20 protein-coding genes are annotated in these 23,227 nt (G+C 59.9%); 7 read left to right on the top strand and 13 right to left on the bottom strand.

What is annotated here, in order from left to right; genetic code table 11:
- Positions 1-108: 108 nt before the first annotated feature.
- The 3 genes from creC to rloA2 all read right to left on the bottom strand — a co-directional run bounded on the left by creC (position 109) and on the right by rloA2 (position 2,791).
- Positions 109-1,530, bottom strand: a complete 1,422-nt coding sequence (gene creC, locus ACYZUA_RS04890) for a two-component system sensor histidine kinase CreC (RefSeq protein WP_461962278.1) — start codon at positions 1,528-1,530, stop codon at positions 109-111.
- On the bottom strand, positions 1,530-2,210 hold the full coding sequence (gene creB / locus ACYZUA_RS04885; protein ID WP_461962277.1) for a two-component system response regulator CreB: 681 nt from the start codon (positions 2,208-2,210) through the stop codon (positions 1,530-1,532). Before creB ends, creC begins: the two co-directional genes overlap by 1 nt.
- A 74-nt stretch (positions 2,211-2,284) precedes the next feature.
- On the bottom strand, positions 2,285-2,791 hold the full coding sequence (gene rloA2 / locus ACYZUA_RS04880; RefSeq protein WP_461962276.1) for a retropepsin-like aspartic peptidase RloA2: 507 nt from the start codon (positions 2,789-2,791) through the stop codon (positions 2,285-2,287).
- A gap of 293 nt (positions 2,792-3,084) precedes the next feature.
- On the opposite strand from rloA2, the gene ACYZUA_RS04875 reads away from it, so the two are divergent.
- On the top strand, positions 3,085-3,972 hold the full coding sequence (locus tag ACYZUA_RS04875) for an acyltransferase (RefSeq protein ID WP_461962275.1): 888 nt from the start codon (positions 3,085-3,087) through the stop codon (positions 3,970-3,972).
- A 1-nt stretch (position 3,973) separates the two neighbouring features.
- Here the strand turns inward: ACYZUA_RS04875 and ACYZUA_RS04870 are convergent, their stop codons facing one another.
- Entirely contained in the window at positions 3,974-4,534 is a 561-nt protein-coding gene (locus ACYZUA_RS04870) for a DUF2780 domain-containing protein (RefSeq protein WP_461962274.1), read from the bottom strand.
- A gap of 215 nt (positions 4,535-4,749) precedes the next feature.
- On the opposite strand from ACYZUA_RS04870, the gene ACYZUA_RS04865 reads away from it, so the two are divergent.
- The 3 genes from ACYZUA_RS04865 to ACYZUA_RS04855 are packed head-to-tail and all read left to right on the top strand — an operon-like array spanning position 4,750 to position 6,699.
- Complete coding sequence (locus ACYZUA_RS04865; RefSeq protein WP_461962273.1) at positions 4,750-5,340, top strand: fasciclin domain-containing protein; 591 nt, start codon at positions 4,750-4,752, stop codon at positions 5,338-5,340.
- 52 nt (positions 5,341-5,392) lie between these two features.
- Complete coding sequence (locus ACYZUA_RS04860) at positions 5,393-6,028, top strand: RNA polymerase sigma factor (protein WP_461962272.1); 636 nt, start codon at positions 5,393-5,395, stop codon at positions 6,026-6,028.
- A complete protein-coding gene (locus ACYZUA_RS04855) occupies positions 6,025-6,699 on the top strand; it encodes an anti-sigma factor (protein WP_461962271.1) in 675 nt (224 codons plus the stop codon). The genes ACYZUA_RS04860 and ACYZUA_RS04855 overlap by 4 nt, the downstream gene beginning before the upstream one ends.
- A 266-nt stretch (positions 6,700-6,965) precedes the next feature.
- On the opposite strand, the gene fdhA is transcribed toward ACYZUA_RS04855, so the two are convergent.
- The 8 genes from fdhA to ACYZUA_RS04815 form a co-directional block, all read right to left on the bottom strand.
- Positions 6,966-8,165 carry a formaldehyde dehydrogenase, glutathione-independent gene (fdhA, locus tag ACYZUA_RS04850; RefSeq protein ID WP_007947729.1) on the bottom strand — a complete coding sequence of 400 codons (1,200 nt, stop codon included), beginning with the start codon at positions 8,163-8,165 and terminating at the stop codon, positions 6,966-6,968.
- 222 nt (positions 8,166-8,387) lie between these two features.
- Positions 8,388-9,245: a formyltetrahydrofolate deformylase gene (purU, locus tag ACYZUA_RS04845; protein ID WP_283181956.1), complete on the bottom strand. Its 858-nt coding sequence runs from the start codon at positions 9,243-9,245 to the stop codon at positions 8,388-8,390.
- 210 nt (positions 9,246-9,455) lie between these two features.
- On the bottom strand, positions 9,456-10,088 hold the full coding sequence (locus ACYZUA_RS04840) for a sarcosine oxidase subunit gamma (RefSeq protein WP_095127165.1): 633 nt from the start codon (positions 10,086-10,088) through the stop codon (positions 9,456-9,458).
- Between the two features lie 150 nt (positions 10,089-10,238).
- Complete coding sequence (locus tag ACYZUA_RS04835) at positions 10,239-13,256, bottom strand: sarcosine oxidase subunit alpha (protein ID WP_461962270.1); 3,018 nt, start codon at positions 13,254-13,256, stop codon at positions 10,239-10,241.
- Complete coding sequence (locus ACYZUA_RS04830; RefSeq protein WP_123368610.1) at positions 13,253-13,582, bottom strand: sarcosine oxidase subunit delta; 330 nt, start codon at positions 13,580-13,582, stop codon at positions 13,253-13,255. The genes ACYZUA_RS04835 and ACYZUA_RS04830 overlap by 4 nt, the downstream gene beginning before the upstream one ends.
- A gap of 14 nt (positions 13,583-13,596) precedes the next feature.
- Positions 13,597-14,847, bottom strand: coding sequence for a sarcosine oxidase subunit beta (locus ACYZUA_RS04825; RefSeq protein WP_007947735.1), 1,251 nt, complete (start codon positions 14,845-14,847; stop codon positions 13,597-13,599).
- A gap of 23 nt (positions 14,848-14,870) precedes the next feature.
- Positions 14,871-16,124 carry a serine hydroxymethyltransferase gene (glyA, locus tag ACYZUA_RS04820; protein ID WP_084318448.1) on the bottom strand — a complete coding sequence of 418 codons (1,254 nt, stop codon included), beginning with the start codon at positions 16,122-16,124 and terminating at the stop codon, positions 14,871-14,873.
- Positions 16,125-16,409: 285 nt separating this feature from the next.
- Positions 16,410-17,129 carry a TraX family protein gene (locus tag ACYZUA_RS04815; protein WP_461962269.1) on the bottom strand — a complete coding sequence of 240 codons (720 nt, stop codon included), beginning with the start codon at positions 17,127-17,129 and terminating at the stop codon, positions 16,410-16,412.
- A gap of 132 nt (positions 17,130-17,261) precedes the next feature.
- On the opposite strand from ACYZUA_RS04815, the gene ACYZUA_RS04810 reads away from it, so the two are divergent.
- Together ACYZUA_RS04810 and ACYZUA_RS04805 are read left to right on the top strand one after the other, a co-directional pair.
- Positions 17,262-18,302: a threonine aldolase family protein gene (locus tag ACYZUA_RS04810; RefSeq protein ID WP_461962268.1), complete on the top strand. Its 1,041-nt coding sequence runs from the start codon at positions 17,262-17,264 to the stop codon at positions 18,300-18,302.
- Positions 18,303-18,549: 247 nt separating this feature from the next.
- Positions 18,550-19,374: an SDR family oxidoreductase gene (locus ACYZUA_RS04805; RefSeq protein ID WP_461962267.1), complete on the top strand. Its 825-nt coding sequence runs from the start codon at positions 18,550-18,552 to the stop codon at positions 19,372-19,374.
- Between the two features lie 221 nt (positions 19,375-19,595).
- On the opposite strand, the gene gbcB is transcribed toward ACYZUA_RS04805, so the two are convergent.
- Positions 19,596-20,696, bottom strand: coding sequence for a glycine-betaine demethylase subunit GbcB (gbcB, locus tag ACYZUA_RS04800; protein WP_461962266.1), 1,101 nt, complete (start codon positions 20,694-20,696; stop codon positions 19,596-19,598).
- A 295-nt stretch (positions 20,697-20,991) separates the two neighbouring features.
- Between gbcB and gbcA the strand changes: the two genes are divergently transcribed.
- Complete coding sequence (gene gbcA, locus ACYZUA_RS04795) at positions 20,992-22,287, top strand: glycine-betaine demethylase subunit GbcA (RefSeq protein ID WP_056739087.1); 1,296 nt, start codon at positions 20,992-20,994, stop codon at positions 22,285-22,287.
- Positions 22,288-23,227: the final 940 nt, after the last annotated feature.

The following is a 23,227-nucleotide window of genomic DNA, read 5'->3' as shown; positions in this document are numbered from 1 at the left end:
AATTTTGCGACCGGGGAAATAGCGTCGAACTCAGGTTTTGAAAAGCTTGAAGATCGGCTCCCTTTCCCCCTCTCCCCTCTGGGGAGAGGGTTGGGGTGAGGGGTGGTTCTAAGCAGGTATACGCAATTTGACTTGAACACCACCGTCAACATTGCCGATGTTCAATGACCCACCATGCAACTTGACCACCTCTTCAACAAAGTTAAGCCCCAACCCCGTGCTCTTGCGCCCGCTGTCCGGGCGAGGCAATGAGTAAAACCGCTCGCTCAGTCGCGGCAACGCATAGTCGGGAATCGCCTCAGCCTGGTTGAACAGCCTGAACTCTATTTGCTCCCCAATACGTTCGGCACTGAATCGCAACAAACCCTGAGCCGCGGTGAAATCCAACGCATTCTCCAGCAAATTACCCAGCGCCTGACGCAACAGGAACGGTTCACCGATCAGCACCAGATCCGCTGCAATGGTTTGTTCCACGCGCAACTGCTTGCCTTCGATGCGCGCCGCCTGAGCGCTCAGTAATTCATCGACCAACTTCGCCAGTGGCACCGCCACCCGTTCCTCCAGCCCTTGGCGTTGCTCGACCAGGGCCAGGTTCAACAGGCGTTCGATCAACTGCTGCATCCGCGCACTTTCGCTGTCGATGTTGCTGACAAAACGCTGCTGCTGAGCCAGCGGCATCTCACCTTGCAGCAACTCCGCCGCGCCGCGAATCGCCGCCAATGGGCTTTTCAGTTCGTGGGTCAATGTGTGCACGTAACGCTCGACGTAGGCTTTGCCTTCGAGCTGTGTGCGCATCTGCTCCACCGCCGTCGCCAGTTGTTCCAGTTCGCCGCCACGGTAGTGTGGAACCTCCACCCGCCGGCCTTCACTGACGGCCTGCGCATAAGCCGTCAATCGTCGCAACGCCGCGCTCAGCCACCACGACAGCAACGCGCCAAACAGTAGACCGAGGCCGATCAACCCGGCCCCCCAGGCAAGCAATCGCCGCTCAGTGCGATCGACGTATGGCTGCAACGAGCTGTTGGGTTTGGCGACGGTAACCACGCCGATAATGTGGCCGTTATCGCGAATCGGGGCGCCGACGTGCATCACTGAGGAGTTCGGATCGTTCGGATCGCTGCGGCTGGAACGAGCGCCGTATTCGCCCCGCAGGGTCAGTAAAACGTCGTTCCAGCGCGAGTAATCCTGCCCCACTGCCACACCGCTGGAGTCCAGCACCACAACGCCCTTGGCATCGGTAACGTAGATCCGGTGGTTGACCTGGTTCTTCGGCAATCCCCAGATGCTCGCCTTCGGTTGCCGTTCGCCATAAGCCTTGAGCAGCTCGGGCCAGCGGTTCTGATTCAGGGTGCCGGCCTTGAAGTCGTCGCGCAGGATTTCGGCCATGAGATTAGCGGTGTCGACCAGCGTTTCTTCGGTGGACTGGCGCACGCCGGGACGAATTTCTTCCATCACGGTGTTCAGCACGAAGTAACCGGTCAGGCCGATAAACAGCACGTAGACCAGGAATATCCGGATCCCCAGAGGCATCAGCTACGCCCCGGGCTGTAGCTGTATCCGAGGCCGCGATGGGTCTGGATCGGTTCTGCGTCGGCTTCCACCTGGCGCAGTTTGGCGCGCACGCTCTTGATGTGGCTGTCGATGCTGCGCTCGTACCCGGCATCGGCGGCGACGCCCAGCGCATCGAGTAGTTGCTCGCGGCTGAAGACGCGTTCGGGTTGGTCCAGCAGGCATTGCAGCAGACGGAACTCATGGCGGGTCAGGGTCAGAAGCTGACCGCGATAGCTGATTTGCACCCGTTCACTGTCAATGCGAAACAGCGCCGATGCCACCTCGGCGGTCGCTCGCGGTGCCATCCGTTTGAGAATCGCCCGGACCCGCGCCGCCACTTCCCGTGGGCTGAACGGCTTGACCACGTAATCGTCGGCACCGATTTCCAGGCCCACGACGCGATCGATTTCGGCATCACGGGCGCTGAGGAAGATCACCGGCACTTCGCTGAAACGGCGCAATTGCTTGCAGGTCTCAAAGCCGCTGATGTCCGGCAGACCGATGTCGAGAATGATCAGGTCGGCCGGGGTCTGGCGCTGATGCTCAAGCGCAGCGGCGCCAAGGCTCAGCCAGGTGGTGGTGAAGCCCTCGCCCTGCAAGGCGAAAATCAGGGTGTCGGCAATCGCCGCTTCGTCTTCGACAATCAGGATATGAGGCATGGCGTCCGAGCCCAGGAGTTAAGTGGGCGAACGGTGCCCCAAGGCTCACGTCACGTCAATGAGACCACTTGAAATCAGCAATCGGGTTTGTCCGCGGTAAAGCGCCGTGCCGGGTTCACCGCCGCGCCGAACTCACGCAAGGCTTTGGCACCGATCAACAATGGGTAGTTGAAGCTGCTGCGGTCGGTGAGGTTGACCTCAACGGTGCGCTTGACGTTGCCCAGGCACAGTTCCAGATCGACCACCGGACGCTTGGTGGGTTCGACCGCTTCGCTGTCGTCCTCGTCTTCTTCGGTACGGGTCTTGATCTTGCTGATCCGCGCGACCTTGTGTTCGTAGACCTTGTTGCTCGCGCCTTTGGTGGCGAGGCGGAAACGCACCCACTCGTCGCCATCGCGGGTGAAGGTTTCAATGTCTTTGGCCGACAGCGACGCGGTCAGGGCGCCAGTGTCCATTTTGGCCTTGAGGACTTCGCCACCGATTTCCGGTAGCGCGATGTATTCGTAACGCCCGTACAGGGTCGGCTCAGCGGCCAGGACCGGCAGGGCTATGAGGGAAAGCAGTGCAAGGAGGGATTTCACGTAATGGGCTTCCTTGAAGAGTGGGCAGCGGGATTTTAGACCGTCAGTGAGCAATTCGTTCGTTCTTGAAATCGCTTCGCGGGCAAGCCACGCTCCCACAGGGATCTCTATTGTTCACAGTTCATGTGTTCAACACACAAATCCTGTGGGAGCGAGCCTGCTCGCGATGGGGCCGGAATGATCACGACAGGACCAGCATAACCACGTAAAGGTGAAACATTTGTCGTCACCGATTTGGCCTGCCGTCCGAAGCTGCTTATCATTGCGCGCCCAAAGGCTTTCAAGAGTTATTTATGCGCCGCCTGCTCACCGGCTGTTTCGTTACCCTGCTGCTGTTGCTCAACACCCTGGTCCTGTTCGGGCCGCTGATGGTGTTCGCCTTGCTCAAACTGGTCCTGCCCGGGCGCTTGCGTGATTACGCCTCATGGACGGTGATGGGGATCGCCGAAACCTGGGCCGAAATCGACAAGCTGATTTTCCACCTGTGCATCCCCACGCAATGGGACATCCGTGGCGGCGATGACCTGCGGGTCGACACGTCGTATCTGGTGATCAGCAACCATCAATCCTGGGTCGATATCCCGGCGCTGATCCAGACGCTGAACCGACGCACGCCGTTCTTCAAGTTCTTCCTAAAGAAAGAGCTTATCTGGGTGCCGTTCCTCGGGCTGGCGTGGTGGGCGCTGGATTACCCGTTCATGAAACGCTACACCAAGGCATTCCTGGCGAAGCACCCTGAGCTGGCGGGCAAAGATCTGGAGATCACCCAAGCGGCGTGCGAGTTGTACAAGCGTCAGCCGGTGACGGTGGTCAATTACCTGGAAGGCACCCGCTTTACCGCCGCGAAACGTGCCCGGCAGCCATCACCCTTTACCCACCTGCTCAGGCCCAAGGCTGGCGGCGTGGCGTTTGTTCTGGCGGCAATGGGCGAACAGCTGGACGCCGTCCTGGATGTGACGGTGGTGTATCCGCAGCAGACGATTCCGGGGTTCTGGGATTTGCTCAGCGGCAACGTGCCGAGAGTCATCATCGACATCAAGACCCGCGAACTCGACCCGGCGCTGTGGCAGGGCGATTACGAAAACGATCCGCAGTTTCGCGAGACCATCCAGAACTGGGTCAACCAGCTCTGGATCGAGAAGGACCTGCGCATCGACGCGTTGCGCGCCGAGCGCCGCTGAATCAGGTGCCCGTGCCTGCGCCCCAGATCCCGCCCAGGTTTGTCAGCAGCGACCCGCCGACGCCCTGCTGACCGAAAAATTGCAGAAGCACGGGGGCAAACAGGCCGATCATGCCAGTGTCCATGCCCAATGCGCTGAAGGCACTGTTCAGGTCGTTGGTGTTACTCACGTTGCCCAAGACGTTGCCCAGACCTGCCGCTTGACCGGACGAGCCCAGCAAGCCGCTGAGGAGGCCCAGTTCACCGCCACCGGACAACAAGTCGATTCCGGGCACGCTTTTGGACAACTCCGAGTAGTCGGTCGAACTCAATTGATTCTTCGCCAGACCGAGCATCGCCCCGGCACCGCCAATGGCTTGTTCTGGCGTCACGTTTAACTGGCTGAGGGCACTCAGCAGACCGGCCGTCTGCGCGGTCGTCGCAGTCGGCGCGGACGCGGCGGCGTCATCGCCCTGCGTGCCGGAGAGGGCATTGGCCGCATCGAACAGGCTGAACTGAGCAAAGACCGGACTGGCCGCCAGACACATCAGCGAAGCCAGTGCAAAACCGCGTGAAATCTTCATCCAGACATCCTCATGTGCCATGAAAACCGCCCGGCAATGGACGGCGAAAAACCGTGTGTTGGACTGGCATGCAGGGGGATTGTTCCGAGTCTTGGCGAGCCTCCGACGAACAGTCGAAAAAGAATTGAGCGGCGCTGCATCCAGTCTGGCCTCGCCCGCGTATATCAAGCACGGACAGACATCCCTGGCCGATTCCCTGCACGAGGATCATTACCATGAAACGCACTTCGATCAAAACGCCGTTGATTGCCAGCCTGCTGAGCCTGGCCCTTGGCGGCGGATTCGTCCTGAACACTGTGCAAGCGGCAGACACGAGCCAGGCGGTCATCGTCGGCGGCCAAAGCATGTTGCCGAGCAAAGACATCATCGATAACGCGGTGAACTCCGCCGACCACACCACCCTGGTCGCCGCCGTGAAAGCCGCTGGTTTAGTGGACACCCTCAAGGGCAAAGGCCCGTTCACCGTGTTCGCCCCGGTCAACTCGGCCTTCGCTGCGCTGCCGGCCGGCACTGTCGATACCTTGCTCAAACCCGCCAACAAGGCGACCCTGACTCACGTCCTCACCTACCACGTGGTCGCCGGGAAACTCGACATGATGACCCTGGCCGAGAAGATCAAGGCCGGTGGCGGCAAAGCCGAACTGACCACCGTCGCAGGCGGCAAGCTGTGGGCAATGATGAATGGCCCGCACAACATCACCATCAAGGATGAAAAAGGAGACGTCGCTGACATCACCACCTATGACGTGTACCAGTCCAACGGTGTGATTCAGGTCATCGACAAAGTACTGATGCCGAAAAGCTGAGGCGTGCCGCCGACCCTGCGCATCAGGGTCGGCGTTTCCGAGGTGGCCGCCCATGAATGGAACTACCGCGCACCGTGAACTAACCTCTGCCTGCAACCGTTGCCTCACCCAGCCCACTTCGATTGCCCGGAGAACTGCCATTCCCATCGCCGACGCCGATCAGCTCAGGCAGCTTCTGGCCCAGTGTTCACTGGGCGACCGCCGCGCTTTCGAGACGCTTTACCGCAGCGTCGGCCCACGGCTGCATGGCGTAGCGCTGCGCTTCATGGGGCGGCCGGATCTGGCTGAAGAAGTGTTGCAGGAAACCTTCGTGCGCATCTGGAACAACGCCTCGCGCTATGAGGCGCACCTGTCGGCGCCGCTAACCTGGATGATCAACATCACCCGTCATCAGGCCATCGACCAGTTGCGCAAACACCGCGACCGGCCGTTGAGCGACCTTGAAGAACAAGCGCTGGTGGATGAAAGCCCATCGGCCCACGAACAGCTAAGCAGTGCTCGTGAGGCCAAGGCCTTGAACCGCTACCTGGAAAGCCTCGACGGCATGCAGCGCCAATCGATCACTGTGGCTTACTTTCAGGGGTTGTCCTGCTCTGAGCTCGCCGAACACCTGGCCGCGCCGCTGGGCTCGGTGAAATCCTGGATCCGCCGCGGTATGGAGCGACTGCGCAGGTGCCTTGAATCATGAACTATCAAACCCCGACCCTGCGCCGCGCCCTCGCCGCCGATTACGCCATTGGTTTGATGCCTTCTGCCGCTCGTCGGCGTTTCGAACAGCTGTTGCTGGAAGACGCGGCGCTTCGTGCGGAATTGGCGCAGTGGCAGGAAAGCCTGGTCAGTTTGACCGAGGCGCTGCCCGAGCAGTCGGTGCCGGAGCGGGTGTGGCAGGGCATTACGGCGCGGATTGAGCCGCAAGTGCTGCACATGCCGGAAAAACGTCCATTCTGGAGCTGGTTGCGAGTGACGGCTGCGGTTTGCTCGCTGGTGATCGCCGTGACGTTGGGTGTGATCTATAACCGCGACAACGCGCGTTACAGCGCCACGTTGCTGACGGCAGACGCGCAGCCTGCGCTGAAGGTTGAAGCGCATGAGGATTATTTGAACGTTGAGCCGCTGACGCTGGCGGCGGTTGATCCGGGGCGAAGTCTGGAGTTGTGGGCGATTCCGGCGGATGGCAAACCGATTTCCCTTGGGGTGATTCCGGCGGGCGGCAAGGGGCGCGTAGAGCTGAGCGATACGCAGAAGACGTTGATCGGCAAGGCGATTGCGTTGGCAGTGAGTCTTGAACCGAAGGGTGGTTCGCCGACGGGACAACCGACGGGGCCGGTGTTGTATCAAGGGGCGTTGGCAGCGTTGTGATCAGTTGAAAACCGCCCCCTCACCCTAACCCTCTCCCCAGAGGGGCGAGGGGACTGACCGAGTTGTTCTTTCGATGTACATCGACCTGAAAATCCGAGTCGAACTCAGGATTTGAAAGGCCTGGAGATCGGCTCCCTTTCCCCTCTCCCCCCTGGGGAGAGGGCTGGGGTGAGGGGTGGATTTCGAATACGACAAACATCTCGATCTGCCAACATCAAAAACACAAAAAAGGCGACCCGAAGGTCGCCTTTGTTTTGCCTGAAGCCTTACGCCGCACTAAACAGTTTGTGCGGATCGATCACAAACTTCTTCGGCACGCCCGCATCGAACTCGCCATAACCACGTGGCGCGTCATCCAGGCTGATCACCTCGACACCAACGATGTCGGCAATGTGGATACGGTCCCACATGATCGCCTGCATCAGCTGGCGGTTGTACTTCATGACTGGCGTCTGGCCAGTGTGGAAGCTGTGGGATTTGGCCCAGCCCAGACCGAAGCGGATGCTCAGGCTGCCCATTTTCGCGGCTGCGTCGACTGCACCTGGATCTTCAGTTACGTACAGGCCAGGGATACCGATTTTGCCAGCAACCCGAACCACGCCCATCAGCGAGTTGAGCACTGTGGCCGGAGCCTCGTGTTTCACGCCGTCATGGCCATGACCGCGCGCTTCGAAGCCCACGGCGTCGACGGCGCAATCCACTTCTGGCTCGCCCAGCAGTGCAGCGATCTGTTCGTGCAGCGGGGTGTCCAGGGACAGGTCGGCGATTTCGAAACCCTGAGCCTTGGCGTGCGCCAGGCGGACGGTGTTGACGTCACCGATGATCACCACCGCTGCGCCCAACAGGCGAGCGGAAGCGGCAGCAGCCAGACCGACAGGACCGGCACCAGCGATGTACACGGTGCTGCCCGGGCCAACGCCGGCCGTCACTGCGCCGTGGTAACCGGTCGGCAGGATGTCGGAGAGGCAGGTCAGGTCGCGGATCTTTTCCATCGCGCGATCGCGATCCGGCAGTTTCAGCAGGTTGAAGTCGGCATACGGCACCATCGCGTATTCAGCCTGACCGCCGGTCCAGTCGCCCATGTCGACATAACCGTAAGCACCGCCCGGACGCGCCGGGTTAACGCTGAGGCAAACACCGGTGTGCATTTCCTTGCAGGAACGGCAGCGCCCGCAAGCCACGTTGAATGGCACGGACACCAGGTCGCCGATTTGCAGGTTTTCGACGTCGCTGCCCTTCTCGATCACTTCACCGGTGATCTCGTGGCCCAGTACCAGGCCGGTTTGAGCGGTAGTACGGCCACGCACCATGTGCTGGTCGGAACCACAGATGTTGGTGGAAACCACACGCAGGATGACAGCGTGGTTAATCTTCCTGCCGCGCGGGTCCTGCATTTTTGGATAGTCGATTTTCTGTATTTCGACTTTGCCATTGCCGAGATACACCACACCACGATTGCCAGACATGCTTTCACCTCGCTGTTGTTTTTATGTAGCGGTCGCGTCGCCATGGAACGGCGGCGCGTTGATTGCTCGGGTTATTGCTTGTGTGTCTTGTGTTGTCTGAGAGGGCCTCTTCGCGGGCAAGCCTTGCTCCTACAGGATTGAGGTTGTCTCCATTTCCGCGATCGACCTCGATCCCGTAGGAGCAAGGCTTGCCCGCGATGGGCTGCGAAGCGGCCCCAAAATCTAAAGAACGACCGTGCGATTGGCGTTCAAAAACACGCGTCGTTCAATGTGATAACCCACCGCCCGCGCCAACGTCAGCCCTTCAATATCCCGCCCCTTGGCGATCAGATCTTCCGGGTAATGACTGTGGTCCACAGCCTCTACGCCCTGGGCGATGATCGGGCCTTCGTCCAGGTCGTTGTTGATGTAGTGCGCCGTGGCGCCGACCAGTTTCACGCCCTTGTTGTAGGCCTGGTGATAGGGCTTGGCGCCCTTGAAACCGGGCAACAGGGAGTGATGGATATTGATCGCCTTGCCGTCGAGTTTGCGGCACAGCTCTGGCGACAGGACTTGCATGTAGCGGGCAAGGATCACCAGTTCGGCACCAGACTCTTCGATCACCTGCCAGACCTGACGCTCCTGGGACGGTTTGTCGTTCGGGTCCAGCGGGAAGTGGTAATACGGAATCTGATGCCAGTCCGCCAACGGCTTGAGGTCCGGGTGGTTCGAAACCACGGCGGCCACGTCCATCGACAATTGGCCGATGCGCTGGCGGTAGAGCAAATCGTTGAGGCAGTGATCGGCCTTGGAGACCATGATCACCACTTTTGGTCGATGGTGCGGCGGTGTCAGTTCGAAGATCATGCCGAAGGCTTGGCCGCGTTCTTCGAGGCCAGCGCGGAAGGCTTGTTCGTCGAAGCCGTCGGGCTGACGGAATTCCACGCGAATGAAGAAACGGCCCGAAAGCCGATCATCGAAGGAATGGTGTTCGGTGACGTAGCAGCCCTGCTCGAACAGAAAGCGGGTCACCGCGTCCACGGTGCCGAGAACGCTTGGGCAGTCGGCGGTCAGAATCCATGTGTCTGGGGCGCGGCTCATAGTGCGGTGACTCCTGTTCATTGTGCTGGGTGTCAGGGAAATCCACCCCTCACCCTAGCCCTCTCCCAGAGGTAGAGGGGACTGACCGAGTTGTTCTTGGAGCTACATCGACCTGAAACATCAAGGTGAACTCAGGTTTTGAAAACGATAGAGATCGGCTCCCTTTCCCCCTCTCCCCCTTGGGGAGAGGGCTGGGGTGAGGGGTCGATCTCAAGCCTGAACACTAAGCCCATACTCAGCCGCCGCATCCTGCAACCACAACCACCAGTAATCCGAGAAGCTGCGACGAATCAGCAGTTCCCAAGTGTCTTCGGCGGTGTGGCGGATCACCAGTTGCGACTTCGCAAACACGGTGCCCACAGCCTTGCCGACCGGGAAGCTGTTCGGGTGCACGTCGTAGCTGGTGGACTTCATCAGCACTTGGCGCACGTTCGGGCCGCTCAGTTCGAGGAGCTGTTGGCCGCCGCTGACGTTGGTGATCGCGATGTGCAAATCACCCAACGCTTCGCGCAGTTTTTTCTCGGCGGCGAATTCTTCACCGGTCGGCACGATCAGCAGCCATTCATCCGGCCCCATCCATTGCAGGCTGGTTTCGCCTTTGACGATTACGGTCAGCGCACCCGGCAATTCGATACCGAGGGCTTTGTGCACCCCGGCAGCGAACGCAGCATCATGGCCATCTCCACGAATGGTCAGATGGCCGAGGAGTTTTTTCTCACGCACGATCACGCCGGCGCTTTTGCGGCCCTTGCCCACCAGGCTGGCGAGGTCGGCGTGATGCAACGACGACTCGGCCTTGGCCCCAGTGGTTGGGCGTTGTTGGTAAACATTGGCTGCGGTCATAAAGCACCTGTTCCTGAATTCTGTTGGTTCCTGTGGTGGCTGCACTGCCGCCATCGCTAGCAGGCTAGCTCCCACATTCGACCGCGTTCCCCTGTGGGAGCTAGCCTGCTAGCGATAGCGGTAGCAGACTCTCCACAGGACCCGAGGCCACTAGACGTTCTGGCGATCACCCTTTGGATCGAAGAACACCGAAGAAACGATTTCCGCCTCGATCACGCTGCCATCGGCCAGCGGTGCGAACACACGCTCACCCATGCGCTTCAAGCCGCCCTTGACCACACCCATGGCAAACGAATAACCGAGGGAGTTGTGCAAGTAGCTGGAAGTGACGTGACCGACCATGGTCATCGGGATCGTCTGCTTGGTGTTGAACACCAGTTGCGCACCTTCCGGCAGCCATTTGGTCGGATCGATCGGCTTCAGGCCGACCAACTGTTTGCGTTGATCACGCACGCAGTCTTCGCGGTTCATGCCACGCTGGCCGATCCACGAGAACGGTTTGGTGCGACCGACGCACCAGCCCATGTTCAGGTCGTCCGGGGTCATCGAGCTGTCAGTGTCCTGACCGACGATGATGAAGCCCTTCTCTGCACGCAATACGTGCATGGTTTCGGTGCCATATGGCGTCAGGTTGTACTGCTTGCCGGCCTCGACGATTTTCTCCAGCACGCCCATGGCGTAGTCGGCTTGCACGTTGACTTCGTACGACAGCTCACCGGTAAACGAAATCCGGAACACCCGCGCTGGCACACCGCCGACCAGGCCTTCTTTCCAGGTCATGAACGGGAAGGCTTCATTGCTCAGGTCGATGTCGGTGACTTCGCTGAGCAGCTTGCGGCTGTTCGGCCCGGACAGGGTCATGGTTGCCCAGTGATCCGTCACGGAAGTGAAGTACACCTTCAGGTCTGGCCATTCGGTCTGGTGGTAGATTTCCAGCCATTGCAGCACGCGTGCAGCGCCGCCGGTGGTGGTGGTCATCACAAAATGGTTGTCGGCGAGACAGGCGGTTACGCCGTCGTCGAAGACCATGCCGTCTTCTTTGCACATCAGGCCGTAACGGGCCTTGCCCACGTCGAGCTTGGTCCAGGCGTTGGTGTAGATGCGGTTGAGGAACTCACGCGAATCCGGGCCCTGGATGTCGATCTTGCCCAGGGTCGAAGCATCCAGCAGGCCAACGCTGTCGCGCACGGCTTTGCATTCGCGTTTCACGGCGGTATGCAGGTCTTCACCGTTTTTCGGGAAGTACCAAGGACGCTTCCACTGACCGACGTCTTCGAACTCGGCGCCGTTCTTCACGTGCCAGTGATGCAGCGCGGTGAAACGCACCGGCTCGAAGATGTGCCCACAGTGACGGCCGGCTACAGCACCGAAAGTCACCGGCGTGTAGTTCGGACGGAACATGGTGGTGCCCATCTGCGGGATGGTCACGTTCAGCGAACGGGCGGCGATGGCCAGACCATTGACGTTGCCGAGCTTGCCCTGGTCAGTGCCGAAGCCCAGTGCGGTGTAGCGTTTGACGTGCTCGACCGACTCGAAGCCTTCGCGAGTTGCCAGTTCGATGGCGGCCGCGGTGACGTCGTTTTGCAGGTCGACGAATTGCTTCGGCGCACGTGCGGTGTTCTTTTCGTGCGGCACCTGGAACAGCGCCAGTGTTGGCTCTTCCAGACGGCTCAGGGCTTTAGGCAGTACGCCTTCGACCGTTTGGAACCCGGCTTCGGCTGCGGCGCGAGCACCGCCTTCAAAACCATCGGCCAGGGAATCGCCGAGACCGTACACACCGTTGATGCCACCGACGCACACGCGTTTCTGCGGTGCCTCGCCCGGTACGAAACCGAGAATGTCTTCACGCCAGATCGGCTTGCCACCCAAGTGCGACGCCAGGTGAACCACCGGGCTGTAACCGCCGGAACTGGCAACCAGGTCGCAATCAAGCCACTCACCCGGGCTGGTCACGGTGTGCGCTTTGACATCGATCGCGGCAACGCGAGCGGCGGTCACGTGCTTGCTGCCACGCGCCTCGATCACGGCGCTGCCGGTCAGGATGCGGATGCCTTTGGCGCGCGCTTCTTCAACCAGCGCACCGCGCGGATTGCTGCGGGCATCGGCGATGGCGACGACTTGCAGGCTGGCGTCGAGCCAATCCAGCGCCACGCGGTAGGCGTGATCGTTGTTGGTCGACAGCACCAGTTTTTTGCCCGGTGCCACGCCGTAACGACGCACGTAAGTCGACACAGCGCCGGCGAGCATGTTGCCCGGCACGTCGTTGTTGCCGTAAACCAGCGGACGCTCGTGAGCACCGGTCGCCAGCACTACACGCTTGGCGCGAACCCGGTGGATGCGCTGACGCACCTGGCCAATCGGGGCGCGGTCGCCGAGGTGATCGGTCAGGCGCTCGTGAATGGTCAGGAAGTTATGGTCGTGGTAACCGTTGACCGTGGCGCGCGGCAACAGCAGCACGTCCGGGGTGTCCTTGAGCTCGGCGATGACGCTGGCGACCCATTCGGCGGCCGGTTTGCCGTCGAGGCTTTCGCGGGAATCGAGCAGGCTGCCGCCGAACTCTTCCTGTTCATCGGCGAGGATTACACGCGCACCGCTGCGGGCAGCCGCCAGTGCAGCGGCCAGGCCAGCAGGGCCACCGCCGACGATCAGCACGTCGCAGTGCTGGTTCATGTAGTCGTAGGTGTCCGGATCGTTCTCGGTCGGCGAGCGGCCAAGACCGGCGGCTTTACGAATGTACTTCTCGTAAGTCATCCAGAACGATTGCGGGTACATGAAGGTTTTGTAGTAGAAGCCCGGCGGCATCAGCTTGCCGCCGACCTTGCCGAGAATCCCCATCATGTCGTTGTTCACGCTCGGCCAGCCGTTGGTGCTGGTGGCGACCAGACCTTGATACAGCGCTTGTTGCGTGGCGCGTACGTTCGGGATCTGCGTGGCTTCGGTCGCGCCGATCTGCAGCACGGCGTTCGGTTCTTCGGCACCGGCAGCAAAGATGCCGCGCGGACGGGAATACTTGAAGCTGCGACCGATGATGTCCACACCATTGGCCAGTAAGGCAGCGGCCAGGGAATCGCCCTCAAAGCCTTTGTACGTCTGGCCGTTGAAGGTGAAGTTCAGCACTTTGTTGCGGTCGATCCGTCCACCGTTGGACAGGCGATTGATCTGGCTCATACCTTCTCTCCCAGAGCCGTGGCGGCCGCTTTCGGGCTATCGGTCTTGTCGGTGAACTGCGGCTTGGCGCCGATCTTGTAAGTTTCGAGAATCTCGTAGGTCACGGTGTCACGGGTGGCATTGAAGTACTGACGGCAACCGGCGACGTGATCCCACAGCTCGTGGTGCAGACCGCGAGGGTTATCGCGGAAGAACATGTAGTCGCCCCACTCCTCGTCGGTGCAGTTGGTCGGATCCAGTGGACGCGGGATGTGCGCCTGGCCGGATGCGTGGAATTCCTCTTCGGAGCGCAGTTCGCCGCAGTGAGGACAGAAGATATGCAACATGGGGATTTCTCCTGTTAGTGGGCAACCGCAGCAGCGCCGTGTTCATCGATCAACGCACCGTTGTGGAAACGGTCGATGGAGAAAGGTGCAGCCAATGGGTGCATTTCACCCTTGGCCAGACTCGCGGCAAACACGTTGCCCGAGCCAGGTGTTGCCTTGAAGCCACCAGTGCCCCAACCGCAGTTGAAGAACATGTTCGGGACCGGGGTTTTCGAGATGATCGGGCACGCATCCGGCGTGGTGTCGACGATGCCGCCCCACTGACGGTTCATGCGTACGCGGGACAACACCGGGAACATCTCGACGATGGCCTGAATGGTGTGCTCGATCACCGGGTACGAACCACGCTGGCCGTAGCCGTTGTAGCCGTCGATACCGGCACCGATCACCAGGTCGCCCTTGTCGGACTGGCTGATGTAACCGTGAACGGCGTTGGACATGATCACGCTGTCGATAATCGGCTTGATCGGCTCGGACACCAGCGCTTGCAGCGGGTGCGATTCGATCGGCAGACGGAAACCGGCGAGTTTGGCCATGTGCCCGGAGTTACCGGCGGTCACCACACCGACGCGCTTGGCGCCGATGAAGCCCTTGTTGGTTTCAACACCGATGCACACGCCGTTTTCCTTGCGGAAGCCGATCACTTCGGTCTGCTGGATCAGGTCCACGCCCAGTGCGTCAGCGGCACGGGCAAAACCCCACGCCACGGCATCGTGACGGGCCACGCCGCCGCGACGCTGGACCGTAGCGCCCATCACCGGGTAGCGAGTGTTTTTCGAGCAGTCGAGGTACGGAATCTCGTCGGCTACTTGTTTGGCATCGAGCAGTTCGCCATCGACGCCGTTGAGGCGGTTGGCGCTAACCCGACGCTCGGAATCACGGATGTCTTGCAGGGTGTGGCACAGGTTGTAAACGCCGCGCTGGGAGAACATCACGTTGTAGTTCAGGTCCTGGGACAGGCCTTCCCACAATTTCATTGCGTGTTCGTACAGGTGCGCCGACTCGTCCCACAGGTAGTTGGAGCGAACGATGGTGGTGTTGCGCGCGGTGTTACCGCCGCCCAGCCAGCCTTTCTCGACTACGGCCACGTTAGTGATGCCGTGCTCTTTGGCGAGGTAGTAGGCGGTCGCCAGACCATGCCCGCCACCGCCGACGATGACCACGTCATAGACCTTTTTAGGGGTCGGCGTGCGCCACATCTTCTGCCAGTTTTCGTGATGGCTGAGGGAGTGTTTGAAGAGGCCGAAGCCCGAGTAGCGTTGCATAGTCATTTACTCCAAAACCGCGCTCAGCGATAAACCGGGAAGTCCGCGCACAGGGCCGAAACTTGCTGCGCAACATTGGCCTCGACATCGGCGTCGCCGAGGTTGTCGAGGATGTCGCAGATCCAGCCGGCAAGCGTGACGCACTGGGTAACCTTGAAGCCGCGAGTGGTCACCGCCGGGGTGCCGATGCGCAGGCCGGAGGTCACGAACGGCGACTGTGGATCGTTCGGGACAGCGTTCTTGTTCACGGTGATGTGGGCGCGACCGAGTGCTGCATCCGCCTCTTTGCCGGTGAGGCCCTGACGGATCAGGCTGACCAGGAACAGGTGGTTATCGGTACCGCCGGACACTACATCGTAGCCGCGTTTGATAAATACGCCGGCCATGGCCTGGGCGTTGTCGATCACTTGTTGCTGGTAGGCTTTGAAACCTGGCTCCAGCGCTTCCTTGAAGCACACCGCTTTGCCAGCGATCACGTGCATCAACGGGCCGCCCTGGGCACCCGGAAACACTGCGGCGTTGAGCTTTTTCTCGATCTCTTCGTTGGCCTTGCACAAGATCAGGCCGCCACGTGGACCGCGCAGGGTCTTGTGGGTGGTGGTGGTCACCACGTCGGCGTACGGCAGCGGGTTCGGGTACAAACCAGCAGCGACCAGACCGGCGACGTGGGCCATGTCGACGAACAACAGCGCACCGACCTTGTCGGCAATCTGACGGAAGCGTGGGAAGTCGAGGGTCTTGGAGTAGGCCGAGAACCCGGCAACGATCATCTTCGGCTTGCATTCGACGGCCAGGCGCTCGACTTCGTCGTAGTCGATCAGGCCGGTTTTGGTGTCGATGCCGTACTGCACGGCGTTGTACAGCTTGCCCGAGGACGACACTTTGGCGCCGTGGGTCAGGTGACCGCCGTGGGCCAGGCTCATGCCCAGAATGGTGTCGCCGGCTTGCAGCAAAGCCAGGTACACGGCGCTGTTGGCCGAGGAACCGGAGTGCGGCTGCACGTTGGCGTAATCAGCACCGAACAGCTGCTTGGCGCGTTCGATGGCCAGCGCTTCAACTTTATCGACGTGCTCGCAGCCACCGTAGTAGCGCTTGCCCGGATAGCCTTCGGCGTATTTGTTGGTCAGGCCACTGCCTTGCGCTTCCATGACGCGTTTGCTGGTGTAGTTCTCTGACGCGATCAGCTCGATGTGATCTTCCTGGCGTTGCTCCTCGGCATTCATCGCCGCCAGCAGTGCATCGTCGTAACCCTTGATCTGGTCTTGCTTGCTGAACATCGCGTCTCTCCCAGCGGCATCTATGCGCCATTCGTCTCGGTAAGGCACTGGTGTTTCGACAGTGCCCTTTGAATGCGATGGTATGACCGGCGCAGACAGGCCAAATGCCTACGGACGCCACGCAAAGGTGCGTTTACGACATGGCGGGAAATGGCATGCCGAACACACTCTCCAAACCAGCAGAGATCCCCTGTGGGAGCGAGCCTGCTCGCGATGACGGTGAGTCAAGCAACATTGATATCGCCTGACACTTCCTCATCGCGAGCAGGCTCGCTCCCACAGGGGTTAGGCGATGATCTGTCGCACTGCGAGCAGAAGTAAAAAATGCAGCGGATAGAGCGCGTACGCCCAGCGACGCATCGGTGGCGGAGGTTTGAACCGGCCGGCGTGACGCAACAAAAGCAGGCCGGCCAGTGGCGCGATCAGACAAGTGGCGATGCCGAGGATGGCTTCACTGTTATGAAACTGCGCGGAGGAATACAGCACTTGCCATTGATTGGCTGCCAGACAGACCAATCCCGGCAACAGGCTGAAATACCAGGGCTGCCCGATCACCAGCAACATCGCCAGCGGCAACAGCACGCCGAAGAAGCCGAACATCAGTCGCTCCGAAAACAGCGCCGCCAGCAGCAAGGCGCCTGCCGCCAACAGTCGCGCTTGCAGGATTCGGTTCTGCCAGCCACGGGCCACCAGCAACCCGAGCGCCAACGTGGGCAGCACGTTCAAGGTGCCGGGATCAGGAATGAACATGCGATACGGAATTTCACTGATGGCGCTAAACAGCAGCAACCAGCCCAGATAACGCCACTGGCCGTCGATCGTCACGACGCGAGTCCGCGCCAGGTTTGCCGCCATCGCCAGACAGAACCACGGGAAGGCCAGCCTACCCGGTACATACAGAATATCGACGGAATAACCGACATATCGCAGGTGATCGAGCACCATGCTCAACAGCGCCAGCCACTTGAGCAGATCCAGTGCCCCATCCCTTTGCGTCATGTGCATAATCGCCCGTCGTCTTTGTATTTTTCTGACAGCATCATCCCGTGTGCGCTCCTGACAATCTTGGGTAAAGTGCGCACCATCATTGACCACGGAACTCTTCACCATAAGAGCCCCCGAACACGGAAGCCGGCCATGACCGATAAGAGCCAACAATTCGCCAGCGACAACTATTCCGGTATCTGCCCTGAAGCCTGGGCCGCCATGGAACAGGCCAACCACGGCCACCAACGCGCCTATGGCGACGACGAATGGACCGCACGCGCGTCCGACGATTTCCGCAAACTGTTCGAAACCGACTGCGAAGTATTCTTCGCCTTCAACGGCACCGCGGCCAACTCCCTGGCCCTGTCGTCGCTGTGCCAGAGTTACCACAGCGTGATCTGCTCGGAAACCGCCCACGTCGAAACTGACGAATGCGGCGCACCGGAATTCTTTTCCAACGGCTCCAAGTTGCTCGTCGCCCGCACTGAAAACGGCAAGCTGACCCCGGAGTCGATCCGCGAAATCGCGCTCAAGCGCCAGGACATCCACTACCCGAAACCGCGCGTCGTGACCCTGACCCAAGCCACCGAAGTCGGCAGCGTCTATACCCCGGAAGAAATCCGCGCCATCAGCGCCACCTGCAAAGAGCTGGGCCTGAACCTGCACATGGACGGCGCGCGGTTCTCCAACGCCTGCGCTTTCCTCGGCTGCACGCCGGCCGACCTGACCTGGAAGGCCGGCGTCGACGTGTTGTGCTTCGGCGGCACGAAAAACGGCATGGCGGTGGGTGAAGCGATTCTGTTCTTCAATCACAAGCTGGCCGAAGACTTCGACTACCGCTGCAAACAGGCCGGGCAACTGGCCTCGAAAATGCGTTTCCTGTCGGCGCCGTGGGTCGGGATTCTCGAAAACGACGCCTGGCTCAAATACGCCCGCCACGCCAACCACTGCGCGCAGCTGCTGGCGGAACTGGTGTGCGACATTCCAGGTGTGGAACTGATGTTCCCGGTGCAGGCCAACGGCGTGTTCCTGCAACTCTCGGAACCAGCCATCGCTGCACTGACGGCCAAGGGCTGGCGCTTCTACACCTTCATCGGCAACGGCGGCGCACGCTTCATGTGCTCCTGGGACACCGAAGAAGAACGCGTACGGGAATTGGCGGCGGATATTCGCGAAGTCATGTCCCGCTAAGCAGCAACCCGATCCCCTGTGGTGAGGGGATTTATCGGAACGCCGCACCGCCCCGTTCGGCTGCGAAGCAGCCGTAAATCCAGACAACTTAGTCTGTCTGAAAGGACGCTGGGGCCGCTTCGCGGCCCAACGGGGATAAATCCCCTCGCCACAAGGTTCACGTCCACCCCACCCTCCTGCGTTTGCTCCATCGTCTACATTGTTTGTCGAGCCCTCCGCTCAGACAATAACAATCAGGAGCGTACGCATGTCACTGAAAGGCAAAACCCTGTTCATCACCGGCGCCAGCCGTGGGATTGGTCGTGAGATCGCGCTGCGGGCCGCACGCGATGGTGCCAACATCGTGATTGCCGCTAAAAGCGCCGAGCCGCACCCCAAGCTACCGGGCACGATTTTCAGCGTGGCCAAGGAAGTCGAAGCCGCGGGCGGCAGGGCGTTGGCCTTGCAGGTGGATGTGCGTGATGAAGTCGCGGTGCGCGAGGCACTGGCCAAGGCCAACGAGCATTTCGGCGGCATTGATGCGCTGATCAACAACGCCGGGGCGATCAAACTGACCGGGGTTCAACACATCGAACTCAAGCGCTTCGACCTGATGCACCAGATCAACACCCGCGCCGTGCTCCTGTGCAGCCAGGCTGCCCTGCCTTATCTGAAGAAAAGCGGCGGACATATCCTCAGCCTTTCCCCGCCACTGAATCTGGCGACCAGGTGGTTTGCTCAGTACAGCCCTTACACGGTGACCAAATACGGCATGAGTATGCTGACATTGGGCATGAGTGAAGAGTTTTCGGCCTATGGCATCAGCGTCAATTCGTTATGGCCGCAGACTATGATTGCGACCGCAGCGATCGAATTTCAACTCGGATCACGCGAGTCGTTCAAGCATGCGCGCACGCCCGCGATCATGGCCGATGCCGCCCATGTGATTCTGAGCAGCAGCGGTCGCAGCATTACCGGGCGGCTGCTGATTGATGAGGAAATTCTGGGTGAACACGGGGTGACAGATTTTGAACGGTATCGGTTTGCGCCTGACACAACCGACCCGCTGATGCCGGATTTGTTTGTCGACTGAGTGGGTTAGGGTGTCAGTAAAATCCGCCCCTCACCCTAACCCTCTCCCCAAGGGGGCGAGGGGACTGACCGAGTTGTTCTTGGAGTTACATCGACCTGAATTTCCGAGTCGAACTCAGGTTTGAAAAGCTTGAAGATCTGCCCCCTTTCCCCCTCTCCCCACTGGGGAGAGGGCTGGGGTGAGGGGTGGATCTTGAAGTTAATTAACCTTCCAGCCTCACATCAAAACTCAATCCGCACGTCACCCTTCGGCACGCTGCAGCACGAAAGAATGAACCCTTCCGCTTCGTCTTCCTCGGTGATCCCGCCGTTGTGGTCCATCTCGACCTCGCCACCCAGCTTCATAACCTTGCACGTCCCGCAGATCCCCATCCCGCAAGCCTTCGGAATCAACAGCCCCAACTTGGCAGCCGCCGCATGAACGGTTTCCCCCGGCGCCACACGAATGCTTTTCCCGGACGCGGTGAATTCCACCTGGTGCAGGTCCGCTGCGTCGATGTCCGGTGCGTCTGCGGCGATTTCGGCTTGCTCCACCGCATCGGCACGGGCTTCCGGTGGTGTAGCACCGAAGGATTCCTCGTGATAACGCGCCATGTCGAAGCCGACCGCTTCCAGCATGCGCTTGACCGCAGTCATATACGGCGTCGGGCCACAGCAGAAGACTTCGCGCTCAAGGAAGTCCGGCGCCATCAGCTCCAGCATCTTGTGGTTCAGGTAACCGCGATAACCGGCCCACGGTTCGCCCAGACCATGCTTCTCGCAGATCAGGTGCAGGCTGAAGTTATCGATCCGCGACGCCATGTGTTCCAGCTCGCGGTGGTAAATGATGTCTTTGGGCGAACGGGCGCTGTGGATAAACACCATGTCGACGTTGCCGTTGGTGTCGTAGAACCAACGCGCCATCGACATGACCGGCGTGATGCCCACGCCGCCGCTGAGGTAAAGCACCTTCGGCGCAGTGAAATCCATGGCGTTGAACAGCCCGACCGGCCCGTGCACCGCCAGCTCCTGGCCTTCGTGCAGGGTGTCGTGCAGCCAGTTGGAGACCTTGCCGCCCGGGACGCGCTTGATCGTTACGGAAAAGCTGTACGGCACCGATGGCGAGCTGGAAATGGTGTAGGAGCGCATGATCGGCACGCCTTCGATTTCCAGCTCCAGGGTGACAAACTGCCCCGGCTTAAAGAAGAACAGGATTGGCTGGTCGGCCATAAAACAGAAGGTGCGCACATCCCAGGTTTCCTGGATGACTTTGACGCAACGGACGATGTGTCGACCATTGGCCCAGGTCTGGGTGGTTACCGGATTCAGGAAGCTGTTGGACATGCTGTTCTCCACCGCCGATGGTCGGCCTTATGTTGGCGATTCTGCGTAACGTGCGATCCACCCATTTACCTATCTGCGACATTCACATACTTATCGCGACCAGCCTGCATCTACCGGGGGTTGCGCGTCGGGAACAGAGTGGGCCATGTCGCTCGTGGATAAGGTTCTGGCGAGCGCCGGCCCCACACTCGCCCCATACCAATACACAATCTTTACACCTTGCGTAGCACCCTGAGCAGCACACCTGATTAGCCACTTTCGCCGGCCACACAGAATGGCCTTGAGGATCAAATCGATGGACGTCACCGCAAAAATCAGCCTGGGCGATCCGCTGGAACCCGCACGCAAGGCCACCGCGCAGATGCTGCAAGAGCGCGAGCGCACTTTCTCGCTGCCGCAACCGTTTTACTCTGACGAGCGGCTGTTTGATATCGACATGCAGGAGATCTTCCAGAAAGAGTGGTTGATCGCCGGCATGACCTGCGAAATCCCGACCAAGGGCAACTACCTGACCCTGCAAGTCGGCAAGAACCCGATCATCGTGATTCGCGGCGCCGACGGCGTGGTCCATGCGTTCCACAACGTCTGCCGTCACCGCGGTTCGCGGCTGTGCACCAGTGAAAAAGGCAAAGTCGCCAAACTGGTCTGTCACTACCACCAATGGACGTATGAGCTGGACGGTCGCCTGCTGTTCGCCGGCACCGAAATGGGCGCCGACTTCGACATGAAGCAGTACGGCCTCAAACCGGTGAACGTGAAAACCGCTGGCGGCTACATCTTCATCAGCCTGTCGGAGAACCCGCCAGCCATTGATGACTTCCTGTCGACGCTGAACCATTACATGGAACCGTACGACATGGAGAACACCAAGGTGGCGATCCAGACCACTTTGTTCGAAAAAGCCAACTGGAAACTGGTGCTGGAAAACAACCGCGAGTGCTACCACTGCAACGCGTCGCACCCGGAACTGCTGAAAACCCTGCTGGAATGGGACGACGTCACCGACCCGCGTGCCGACCAGGCCTTCAAGGACCACGTCGCCGACTCAGCCGCTGCCTGGGAAGCCGAGAAGATCCCTTACGCCCACGCCAGCTTCGGCCTGCGTAACCGCATCGTGCGCATGCCGCTGCTCAAAGGCACCGTGTCGATGACCCTGGATGGCAAACAGGGCTGCGCCAAACTCATGGGCCGAATCAAAAACCCGGAGCTGGGCTCGATGCGCATCCTGCACCTGCCGCACTCATGGAACCACTGCATGGGCGACCACATCATCGTCTTCACCGTGTGGCCGATCAGCGCGCAGGAAACCATGGTCACCACCAAGTGGATCGTCCACAAGGACGCCGTCGAAGGCGTGGACTACGACGTGGAGCGCATGCGCCAGGTGTGGGATGCGACCAACGACCAGGACCGTCGCCTGGCCGAAGAGAACCAGCGCGGCATCAACTCCACGGCTTACCAGCCAGGCCCTTACTCCAAGACTTATGAGTTTGGCGTGGTGAACTTTGTGGATTGGTACAGCGAGCGTTTGCTGAACAACCTCGGAGCTGAACCTGCGCCGTACCTTAAAGGTGTACCTGTTCAAGGCTAAGACAAAAGCATCGCGAGCAGGCTCGCTCCCACAATGGATCGGTGAAAACCCGACCATGTGGGAGCGAGCCTGCTCGCGATGGCGCCCTCCCAAACAACACATCCACCCCTGATCCCCCTCCCCCTTTTCAGAACTGTACGAAATATGACCTATTACGTTCAGGCCTAGACACCGCGTGGCTCCCAGCCTTTAGCAAACAAGTTATCCACACCTCCACCCACAGCTAATGGGGACAAGTGTGGATTTCGTGGAAACTTTCTCCACAGAAACTGAATAAAATCCGTGACTTATCCAGAAGCAGGGTTTTGAGTAACGATTGGTTGTTTTTTGATCTAAAGCTTGGAAGGCACGTTATACGTGGCTTGCAGAGGATCGCGAACACCTTATCCACAGAAGCGCCAACAGACTTTGGGGGCAACTTGAGCGGATCTGTGGAAAACCGTTGCGAGCCGCGATAAATCAGGGTTTTCGCGACGTTCATCGATCTAAAACGACGATTTGATCGTTTTTTGATCATTCGCCTGATAAGCCCGGTTTACATGGCCTGTAGAGGACAGCGAACATCTTATCCACAGATGCGCTAACAGAGATTGGGGGCAAGTATTGGCTCGCGTACAAACTTATCCTCTGGAAAAAGCCCGAAAAAACCGCGAGTTAGGTTGGTTGTTTTTTGCACGAAGGATTGCAGGGCTTGATTTGTATGGGGTGTAGCGAAGGGCGAACATGTTATCCACAGAAGCGCTAACAGGGATTGTGGGTAACAAGCGAAGGCACGTACTGACCTAGCAACACCTCGTGCCGCTTCGCTCTAGTCACCGAAAAATCGCCGACCGCCCGCTGGGTCGCAGACATGTCTTGCGCCGACTGACCTCCCTCATGCTCAACCCATTCTTGAAAACGAGTTTTATGAACTAGCGCTGCGGCAACCCTGAGCAGCTCC

The sequence above is a fragment of the Pseudomonas sp. LS2P72 genome (assembly GCF_054897865.1).
This window is presented reverse-complemented; position numbering and strand designations above follow the sequence as displayed.

What these genes read in the sequence shown, in the direction of transcription:
- creC (WP_461962278.1), bottom strand. Translation starts at nt 1,530, where the DNA reads ATGCCTCTGGGGATCCGGATATTCCTGGTCTACGTGCTGTTTATCGGC.
- creB (WP_461962277.1), bottom strand. Translation starts at nt 2,210, where the DNA reads ATGCCTCATATCCTGATTGTCGAAGACGAAGCGGCGATTGCCGACACC.
- ACYZUA_RS04875 (WP_461962275.1), top strand. Translation starts at nt 3,085, where the DNA reads ATGCGCCGCCTGCTCACCGGCTGTTTCGTTACCCTGCTGCTGTTGCTC.
- ACYZUA_RS04870 (WP_461962274.1), bottom strand. Translation starts at nt 4,534, where the DNA reads ATGAAGATTTCACGCGGTTTTGCACTGGCTTCGCTGATGTGTCTGGCG.
- ACYZUA_RS04865 (WP_461962273.1), top strand. Translation starts at nt 4,750, where the DNA reads ATGAAACGCACTTCGATCAAAACGCCGTTGATTGCCAGCCTGCTGAGC.
- ACYZUA_RS04860 (WP_461962272.1), top strand. Translation starts at nt 5,393, where the DNA reads ATGAATGGAACTACCGCGCACCGTGAACTAACCTCTGCCTGCAACCGT.
- ACYZUA_RS04855 (WP_461962271.1), top strand. Translation starts at nt 6,025, where the DNA reads ATGAACTATCAAACCCCGACCCTGCGCCGCGCCCTCGCCGCCGATTAC.
- fdhA (WP_007947729.1), bottom strand. Translation starts at nt 8,165, where the DNA reads ATGTCTGGCAATCGTGGTGTGGTGTATCTCGGCAATGGCAAAGTCGAA.
- purU (WP_283181956.1), bottom strand. Translation starts at nt 9,245, where the DNA reads ATGAGCCGCGCCCCAGACACATGGATTCTGACCGCCGACTGCCCAAGC.
- ACYZUA_RS04840 (WP_095127165.1), bottom strand. Translation starts at nt 10,088, where the DNA reads ATGACCGCAGCCAATGTTTACCAACAACGCCCAACCACTGGGGCCAAG.
- ACYZUA_RS04835 (WP_461962270.1), bottom strand. Translation starts at nt 13,256, where the DNA reads ATGAGCCAGATCAATCGCCTGTCCAACGGTGGACGGATCGACCGCAAC.
- ACYZUA_RS04830 (WP_123368610.1), bottom strand. Translation starts at nt 13,582, where the DNA reads ATGTTGCATATCTTCTGTCCTCACTGCGGCGAACTGCGCTCCGAAGAG.
- ACYZUA_RS04825 (WP_007947735.1), bottom strand. Translation starts at nt 14,847, where the DNA reads ATGCAACGCTACTCGGGCTTCGGCCTCTTCAAACACTCCCTCAGCCAT.
- glyA (WP_084318448.1), bottom strand. Translation starts at nt 16,124, where the DNA reads ATGTTCAGCAAGCAAGACCAGATCAAGGGTTACGACGATGCACTGCTG.
- ACYZUA_RS04815 (WP_461962269.1), bottom strand. Translation starts at nt 17,129, where the DNA reads ATGCACATGACGCAAAGGGATGGGGCACTGGATCTGCTCAAGTGGCTG.
- ACYZUA_RS04810 (WP_461962268.1), top strand. Translation starts at nt 17,262, where the DNA reads ATGACCGATAAGAGCCAACAATTCGCCAGCGACAACTATTCCGGTATC.
- ACYZUA_RS04805 (WP_461962267.1), top strand. Translation starts at nt 18,550, where the DNA reads ATGTCACTGAAAGGCAAAACCCTGTTCATCACCGGCGCCAGCCGTGGG.
- gbcB (WP_461962266.1), bottom strand. Translation starts at nt 20,696, where the DNA reads ATGTCCAACAGCTTCCTGAATCCGGTAACCACCCAGACCTGGGCCAAT.
- gbcA (WP_056739087.1), top strand. Translation starts at nt 20,992, where the DNA reads ATGGACGTCACCGCAAAAATCAGCCTGGGCGATCCGCTGGAACCCGCA.